Raw genomic sequence first — 6,702 nt, 5'->3', positions numbered from 1 at the left:
AAAGTCGGCCCACAGCGTTCCAGCCCCCAATCTGCGGAGCCCGTAGTCACCCGGGCCAGCGCCAGACACTAACCTGCCTCTAAATCCAGTCACCCGGGCCAGCGCCAGACACTAACCTGCCTCCCACTCCGCGCATTCGCCAATCAGACAGCAGCTTTCTCCCAGCGGAACGCCTGAGCGTATTCCATGACAGGAACCGCTTTCCCTGTTACCGTTAGGTGGGAAGAAATGGGAATTCACCGAGAGGATGATCGTTATGGATAAAGAGTTGATACTGATGTACGCCCGCCGGTCGCGGTATACGCCGGCGGATTGGCACAGCACGATGCATTCCCACTATTTCACCGAAGTGATGCTGGTCACCGAAGGGGTGGGGGAGCTGCAGCTGACCGACCGAGCCCTGCCGCTGCGCCCCGGTACGGGCGTCGTGGTCAACCCCTATGTGCTGCATACCGAGCGTTCGTCGAAGAAAGCGCCGCTGGCGTACATCGTCTTTGGCGTGGACCGGATGCGTTTAGCGGATATGCAAGCCGAGGCGCTGGACGTGGTGTCGTTCCGGGATGAACACAATGCCTTGCGGCCGCTGCTGGATTTCATGGTCAACGAATATGCGGCCCGGCCGACGGATTCGGCCATTGTGCTGAACCACATGGTGACGGCCGTGATGACCGTCATTGCCCGGGATCGCTGGCAGATGGTGCCAGCCGACTCAGCCCAAATCCCCCGGGATGCCCAGGTGCTTAAAGATTATCTGGATGCCCACTTCAAGGAGCACATGACTTTGGAGGACCTGTCCTTTGTCCTGCACTTGGACAAGTTCCACCTGATCAAGATCTTTAAGGAGTCGTTTGGCGACACACCGATGAATTATGTGCTGACCCGGCGCCTCGCCGAAAGTATGAGTCTGCTCCGGACGACGGACTACGCCATCGGTCAGATTGCCGAGATTGCGGGCTTTGATTCCCAGTCCTACTTCAATCAGGTCTTCAAGGCCAAGGTGAACCTATCGCCGTCGCTGTATCGGCACTTGGCCCACGCATCTGCCCACGCCTTGCAAGAAACCTAAACTTTGGTCCAATATTTCTAAAATAAAGCGCTTACTTTCCCTGTTACACTGTACTTGTCAATAAGAGAAAGTCCCATGTGCAATTATTCCGAGGAGGGAATACGCAATGAAAAAGCGTTGGTTATTAACCGCGGTGGTCCTGGTGGCCAGCACGGCATTATTGGCCGCTTGCGGCAGCGGCAGCACCAAGAACTCTGCCAAGAGCAGCGGCAGCACGAGCAAAACATTGAATGTGGCAGCCCTGGAAGGCGGCTATGGTTCCGCACCCTGGAAGCAGGTCGTCAAAGACTTTGAATCCGCCAACCCTGGTGTCAAAGTGAAGCTGACCATCGACAAGAAGATTGAATCCATCATCTCCCCGAAGATGAAGGCCGGTGACTATCCGGACGTGGTCCACTTGGCCACGGGCCGGCCGGACGGCTTGACCGAAACGATGATCAAGTCTAAGGGTATGGAAGACTTGAGCGACGTCAAGAATATGACCATTCCGGGCGAGAAGAAGAAGGTTTCTGATGTTTTGATGCCGGGCTTCGACGGCACCCTGGCGACAGAGCCTTACGGCGACGGCAAGACCTACATGATGCCGATGTTCTACGCCCCGACTGGGTTGTTCTACAACAAGGCTTTGCTCAAGGCCAATGGCTGGACTGAGCCGAAGACCTTCAGCGATTTGATGGCGTTGGGTGAAAAGGCGAAAGCCAAGGGCATTTCTCTCTTCACCTATTCGACCACGGGCTACATGGACAGCTTGACATACTCTCTGCTCGCCGATATCGGCGGCAAGTCGTTCTTCAACAAGGCCATGTCCTATGATCACGATGCTTGGTCCGGCAAGGATGGGACCCAGTACTTCAACTTGGTCGGCAATCTGGTCAAGCAGTCCGATAAGACGACGGTCGCGAACGCCAACAACGAGAACTTCCGGAAGAACCAGCAGCTGATCTTGGACAACAAAGCACTGTTCATGCCCAACGGCACTTGGGTCACCGGTGAAATGAAAGATGCACCGCGGGCCAAGGGCTTCGAGTGGGGCTTCATGGCACTGCCTGGTGTGAAAGCCGATACGCGTTATGCGTACACTTACTTCGAGCAGATCTGGGTACCTAAGCAGGCCAAGAACAAGGCATTGGCGAAGAAGTTCATTGCCTTCATGTATTCCGACAAGGCCACGAAGGACTTCTTGAAGGGCGGCGCCGTTCAGCCTGTCAAGAATATCACCAGCCAGCTGGATGCGGAGCAGAAGCAGTTCTACGGCATCTACGACAATGGCGCTAAGGTCCTGACCGGTTCGTTCCAGAGTGCCAAGGCCGTTGAAGGGGTCAACATGACCGATACCTTGTTTGGTGAGATCACTTCTGTCACCAACGGGACGAAGTCGATCAGTCAATGGCAGCAGGACGTTGTTAAGGCAGCGGACCAGTTGCGGGAATAAGCAGCTTAGTTTTGTGGGGCCGGCCGGCGGGCTGGCCCTTTTTAGAAAGAAGGCAGAAAAATGAATGGACACGCCAAACGCAACCGCAGCATTTTCATCGTGCTGGCCCTTGCCCCGGCCATCATTCTCATGACCATCTTCATGCTTTATCCTGTGCTGTCCGTCTTCCAGATGTCCCTGTACCGGTGGGGCGGGTACAGCCCGGATAAGGAATTCATCGGGTTTCAGAACTTCGTGACGCTGGCCAAAGATATGAACTTCATTCGGGCCATGCAAAACACCATCGTCCTGATCGTTCTGGTGACGGTCGTCACCTTGGCCTTCGCCCTCGTTTTCGCGGCGATCCTCACCCGGGTGAAATTCAAAGGCGTGGGCTTGTTCCGGGTCATTTTCTACATCCCGAACATCCTGTCGATCGTTGTTATCTCGGCCATTTTCTCCGCGATCTACGACCCAGCGCAGGGGCTGCTGAACAGTGTCTTGCGCCTGTTCCACCCGAGCAACTGGCAAGGGGTACAGTGGCTGGGTAATGAAAAGCTGGTCATCTGGTCCGTGGCCATTGCCCTGATCTGGCAGGCCATCGGCTATTACATGGTGATGTACATGTCCGCCATGGCCAGCATTCCGGAAGACCTGTACGAGAGTGCCAGTCTGGATGGGGCGACGGCGGTGCGCCAGTTCTTCACCATTACTATTCCCCTGACTTGGAACACGATTCGCACGACCTTGACCTTCTTCGTCATCTCCACCATCAACTTGAGCTTCCTGTTGGTGACGGCGATGACCGGCGGCGGGCCGAACGGGTCTACGGAAGTATTCCTGAGTTACATGTATAAGCAAGCCAACACGAATAGTGCGTATGGCTACGGCATGGCCATCGGCGTGGTCGTATTCCTCTTCTCCTTCGCCCTCTCGGCGATTCTGCAGGGGATCACCAAGCGCGATGTCTACGAATTCTGAGGTGAGAGAAATGGAAAACAAACATACCGGCCTTTACAAAGCGTTCGTCTATCTTGTCCTCATTCTCCTCGCCATCGTCATTGTCGTACCTATCGCTTGGGTGTTCTTGGCCAGTGTTAAGAGCAACGCCGAATTCTACGGTAATCCGTGGACACTGCCCAAGAGTTTCCATTGGGAGAACTTCACGTCGGCCTGGACGACCGCGGGGATGGGTAAGTATCTGGGCAACTCCGTCTTCGTGACGGCGCTATCCTTGATCCTATTGATTATCATTGCCTTGCCCGCCAGCTATGTGCTGGCCCGGTTCCACTTCGTCACCCAGAAATTCTGGAACTGGTTCTTCATGTTGGGGCTGTTCATCAACGCCAACTATATCGTGGTGCCGATCTTCCTGATGCTCTTGGGCGGAGATAATTTCTTCACCAAGATACTCGGGCACGGCATCTTCCTGAACAACCTCTGGATGTTGTCGCTGGTGTATGCCTCGACGGCCTTGCCGTTCACTATCTACCTGTTGTCGAACTACTTCCGCACACTGCCGGCCAGCTTCGAGGAGGCAGCCTACATGGACGGGGCCGGGTACTTCACCACGTTCCTGAAGGTGATGGCGCCCATGGCCCGGCCGTCGATCATCACGGTCATCCTGTTCAACTTCCTGTCCTTCTGGAACGAGTACATCATGGCTTTGACGTTGATCCCCGGCGACAACAAGACGCTGCCGGTGGGCTTGTTGAACCTGTCGGCGGCGCAGAAGTCGGCGCAGAACTATGGTCAGCTCTATGCCGGGCTGGTCATCGTGATGCTGCCGACACTGATCCTCTATATCATGGTGCAGAAGCAGTTGACCGAAGGCATGACCGTCGGCGGCGTGAAGGGATAGGTGAGTGATGATGACGAAAGAAACTGGTCGGCTGACCATTCCCAGCGACACCGACTTTCTGAAAGAAACGCAAGAATTGATCACCCGCTGGGGGGCGGACGCGATCCGCGACTCCGACGGCACAAAGCTGGATACGGGCTTGAAGCAGTTGGCGGTGAAACTGTACTCCACCTACTTCGTGGCTCGGGGGTACAACGACTTTGCGGAAAAACACCCGGAAACGGTCCAGTCACTGTACCTGATGTCCGACCGGATAACGGCCACGGGCACCACCGTGACGATTCCTTTCATGGCCCACTACTTCGACCAGCAGATTCGGCCGAACTACCGGGACGATCCCCACGAGTATTGGGAAGTGATCGACCGTACCGCGGATGCTGTTGTGCCGACGACCAACTGGTCCTTGCTGCCGGATGACGACACAGTGACGATTCGGCAAGCGGCGCCGTACCACGAATACACCGTCAGCTTCCTGGCCGAACTGATTTGGGACCCGACCGAGATGTACAACCACCTGACCAACCACTGGGGTGACGTGCCCCATCAGATTCCTTTCGATGTCCGCTATCCAGAGGCCCAGCAATTCATTCGCGACACGCTGCGCCGCTGGCTGGCGGCGAACCCGGAGATCGACGTGGTCCGCTTCACCACCTTCTTCTACCACTTTACCCTGATCTTTGACGACCAGGAACGGGAGAAGTTCGTGGACTGGCTGGGTTACGGCGGCACGGTTTCCGTCCCGGCATTGAAGGCCTTTGAGAAAGTCAAAGGTTACCGGTTGCGGCCGGAGGACTTCGTGGACGATGGGTTCTACAACAGCAGCTACCGTGTGCCTAGCCGCCATTACCGGGATTATGTGGACTTCATTGCCCGTTTCGTCGCCGACCAGGCCAAGATTCTCGTGGATGAGGTGCACGCGGCCGGCAAGGAAGCCATGATGTTTCTGGGGGACAATTGGATCGGGACCGAACCGTATGGACCCTATTTCAAAGATATTGGTCTGGACGCCGTGGTGGGGTCTGTGGGCAATGCCACGACCCTGCGGCTGATCAGCGATATTCCCCACGTGAAGTACACGGAAGGCCGTTTCCTGCCGTATTTCTTCCCGGATGTCTTCCACAAAGGCGGAGATCCGGTGGCCGAAGCCAAGCAGAACTGGCTGACGGCGCGGCGGGCGATCATGCGCAAGCCGGTGGACCGCATTGGGTACGGCGGTTACCTGAAGCTGGCCGCCCAGTTCCCCGACTTCGTGGATTACGTCACCCACGTGGCTGACGAGTTCCGCGATATCTACAGCAAGATCCATGGCGTTAAGCCTTACGCCGGCCTGACGGTGGGTGTCCTGAACGCGTGGGGCAAGCTGCGCACCTGGCAGCCCTTCATCGTGGCCCACGGCAAGCGGTACAAGCAGGCTTACTCGTATGAAGGGGTGATGGAGGCCTTGGCGGGGCAGGCAGTGAATGTCCGTTTCCTCAGCTTCGCCGACATTACCAGCCAGGGCGTGCCGAAGGATATTGATGTCTTGATCAACGTTGGGGCGGCCGGTACGGCCTTCTCCGGCGGTGATGCCTGGCAGGATCCGGCCCTAGTGACCACGATTCGCGCCTGGGTCGCCGCTGGCCACGGCTTCGTCGGTATCGGCGAACCCAGTGCCATCCCCGGCACCTGGGCCGGCCGGACCTTCCAGCTGGCCGATGTCTTAGGTGTTGACCAGGAAGCCGGTTTCTCCCTGTCCACGGACAAGTACCAGCCGGCCCCGGTCGCTGACCACTTTCTCACCGACGGCTTGACCCTGCCGCTGGACTATGGTGAGAGCACCCACAACGTCTACGCCTTCCCGGAGACCGCGGTCATTGCCGCGGCCAACGACGAAGTCACCCTGACCAGCCATGATTACGGCCAAGGCCGGGGCGTCTACCTCGCCGGCCTGCCCTTCTCCCCGCAGAATGCGAACCTGCTCCTGCGGCTGATGTTCTGGGCAGCAAAGAAAGAAAATGCGTTCCAGACCTGGTACGCGACCAATCCGGAAACGGAAGTCGCCGCCTATCCCGACGCGGGGCTCTACGCGGTCCTGAACAACACCAGCGCGCCGCAGACGACCACCGTGTACACGACGGGCGGGCAGCAGGTGAGTGTGTCGCTGGCGCCGGAAGAAATTCGATGGGAGCGGATCGATCATGAATACTAAACTGAAAATCCTCATCAACGCCGTCCTCTTCATCCTCTTCATGGCCCTGGTCATCGGCGGCCAGCAGCACATCGGCTACGCCGGCCTAGGCGTCATGCTCATTGGGCTGGCTGGACTGCTGGTGCTGCTGTGGCGGTATAACAAGTCGTACCAGTAGAAAGTCTGGCGTTGGCCCC

At 57.2% G+C, this 6,702-nt stretch carries 6 protein-coding genes; all 6 read left to right on the top strand.

Going from position 1 to position 6,702, the window contains the following annotated elements; genetic code table 11:
* Positions 1 to 256 precede the first annotated feature (256 nt).
* Positions 257 to 1,066, top strand: a complete 810-nt coding sequence (locus L248_RS10070; protein ID WP_051999991.1) for a helix-turn-helix transcriptional regulator — start codon at positions 257 to 259, stop codon at positions 1,064 to 1,066.
* A gap of 106 nt (positions 1,067 to 1,172) precedes the next feature.
* The gene (locus tag L248_RS10065; protein ID WP_022530101.1) at positions 1,173 to 2,498 is read left to right on the top strand and encodes a carbohydrate ABC transporter substrate-binding protein; all 1,326 of its coding nucleotides are present in this window, start codon (positions 1,173 to 1,175) and stop codon (positions 2,496 to 2,498) included.
* Between the two features lie 60 nt (positions 2,499 to 2,558).
* Positions 2,559 to 3,458 carry a carbohydrate ABC transporter permease gene (locus L248_RS10060; RefSeq protein ID WP_022530100.1) on the top strand — a complete coding sequence of 300 codons (900 nt, stop codon included), beginning with the start codon at positions 2,559 to 2,561 and terminating at the stop codon, positions 3,456 to 3,458.
* Positions 3,459 to 3,468: 10 nt separating this feature from the next.
* Positions 3,469 to 4,338 carry a carbohydrate ABC transporter permease gene (locus L248_RS10055; protein WP_040536177.1) on the top strand — a complete coding sequence of 290 codons (870 nt, stop codon included), beginning with the start codon at positions 3,469 to 3,471 and terminating at the stop codon, positions 4,336 to 4,338.
* 7 nt (positions 4,339 to 4,345) lie between these two features.
* Complete coding sequence (gene gnpA, locus L248_RS10050; protein WP_245585299.1) at positions 4,346 to 6,526, top strand: 1,3-beta-galactosyl-N-acetylhexosamine phosphorylase; 2,181 nt, start codon at positions 4,346 to 4,348, stop codon at positions 6,524 to 6,526.
* A complete protein-coding gene (locus L248_RS16110) occupies positions 6,516 to 6,683 on the top strand; it encodes a DUF6903 family protein (protein WP_196812028.1) in 168 nt (55 codons plus the stop codon). Before gnpA ends, L248_RS16110 begins: the two co-directional genes overlap by 11 nt.
* Positions 6,684 to 6,702 lie beyond the last annotated feature (19 nt).

Origin of the sequence: Schleiferilactobacillus shenzhenensis LY-73, assembly GCF_000469325.1 — a bacterium.
Lineage (GTDB): Bacteria > Bacillota > Bacilli > Lactobacillales > Lactobacillaceae > Schleiferilactobacillus > Schleiferilactobacillus shenzhenensis.
The sequence above is the reverse complement of the archived record's forward strand: the minus strand, read 5'-3'. Positions and strand labels throughout refer to the sequence as shown.

Bases quoted from the DNA above. Each gene is read 5' to 3' on its own strand.
- L248_RS16110 (WP_196812028.1), top strand. From the start codon at position 6,516: ATGAATACTAAACTGAAAATCCTCATCAACGCCGTCCTCTTCATCCTC.
- L248_RS10055 (WP_040536177.1), top strand. From the start codon at position 3,469: ATGGAAAACAAACATACCGGCCTTTACAAAGCGTTCGTCTATCTTGTC.
- L248_RS10065 (WP_022530101.1), top strand. From the start codon at position 1,173: ATGAAAAAGCGTTGGTTATTAACCGCGGTGGTCCTGGTGGCCAGCACG.
- gnpA (WP_245585299.1), top strand. From the start codon at position 4,346: ATGATGACGAAAGAAACTGGTCGGCTGACCATTCCCAGCGACACCGAC.
- L248_RS10060 (WP_022530100.1), top strand. From the start codon at position 2,559: ATGAATGGACACGCCAAACGCAACCGCAGCATTTTCATCGTGCTGGCC.
- L248_RS10070 (WP_051999991.1), top strand. From the start codon at position 257: ATGGATAAAGAGTTGATACTGATGTACGCCCGCCGGTCGCGGTATACG.